1 protein-coding gene is annotated in these 1,196 nt (G+C 70.9%); it reads left to right on the forward strand.

Annotated features, from left to right (window positions below):
• On the forward strand, positions 1-1,060 hold a 1,060-nt coding region (locus tag ROTAS13_RS24765; RefSeq protein WP_216348746.1), incomplete at its 5' end, for a hypothetical protein.
• Positions 1,061-1,196 lie beyond the last annotated feature (136 nt).

Raw genomic sequence — 1,196 nt, forward strand, 5'->3', positions numbered from 1 at the left:
GCACGGCGGTCGCCCTTGCCGAGGTCGGGGGACCCACCCGGAGCGTGTTCGTGGACGTGATGTCGGCGCCGGACCTGCGCCTGGTGCTGCCTGCGCGCAACGAGCCGATCGACAACGACTTCTTCCGCGCCATGCGGGCGCGGGCGGACCGGCGGCTCTGCTGGAGGCGGTTGCCCGGCAACCGAAGCACGCGCTGGCCTTCGCCGACGCGAAGCGGGCCGAGCGGCTGGGGATCATCCTGCCACCCGTGGAGATCGCACTGTCTCTCTGGCGGATGGTCACCGACGAGACGCGGAGCCGTCTGGATCGCGTGGAGGCGCCCGTGGTGCTCGGCACGGATGGAACCGAATTGCTACTGGTCGACGGCGTCAGGTGGGGAGAAGCCTGCGACCAGGCCAACCTGCACCGCCTGCTGCTGGGCTGGCAGGACGGTGCCCGTGTGGTGGAGGCCAATCCCCGTTTCGCCGGCTATCCCGCCTATGACGCGCAGCGCGTGGTGCGGGAGGTGTCGGCGGTCGCCGTCGGTGCGGACGGTGTGACGGAGGAGCTGGCACAGCCGGTTTCAGGCGGCCCTCCCGCGTCGTTCGAGGACGATCGCCGCGTGGTCGAGGCGGTGCGTGCGCGCCTCCTGGTGCAGAACGGAGGCCATTCACCCGGCGTGCCGAGCCTGCTGCACGAGGCGGTGGTTCCCTTCTTCTTCAGCTCCGAAGCCTTCGGCGATGCGTTCCCGGGCTTCGTTGTGGCGCGGGACACCGCTCCCGGTGACCTGGCCGATGCCCTGGTCGAGGGCTTCTTCGCCCACAGCGACGATGCCGATACCGACAGCTACGACCGGCAGCTGGAATGCTATACGGCGGATGCCCTCGACACGGCTCGCGGGCTGCTGCTGGACAGTGATGCGGCCGTGGCGGCGCGGATCGTCGACGCCCTCCGGGATGCCCGCTGGGTGCTGCGCACCCTGGGCACTGGGCGCATCGAGCTGCAGATCACCCAATCCCCGGAAGGCAGCACGATCCGCATCGTCAGCGCGACGGGGAAGGAGGTGTCGGCCACCCTGTAGGGAGACCTCTTCGAGAGGAAGGAAGGGAGAGGAGCGAGGGGGCAGGGGAGGCCCTGCCACCCTCGGCCTGAGCGCGGCAAGGGTGCGTCGGCTCACGCCTCCCGCCGCTGCGCGGCGCCCTTGCCCCGCCCCGGCC

Source organism: Roseomonas sp. TAS13, from assembly GCF_001950415.1.
Taxonomy (GTDB): Bacteria; Pseudomonadota; Alphaproteobacteria; order Acetobacterales; family Acetobacteraceae; genus Roseomonas; species Roseomonas mucosa.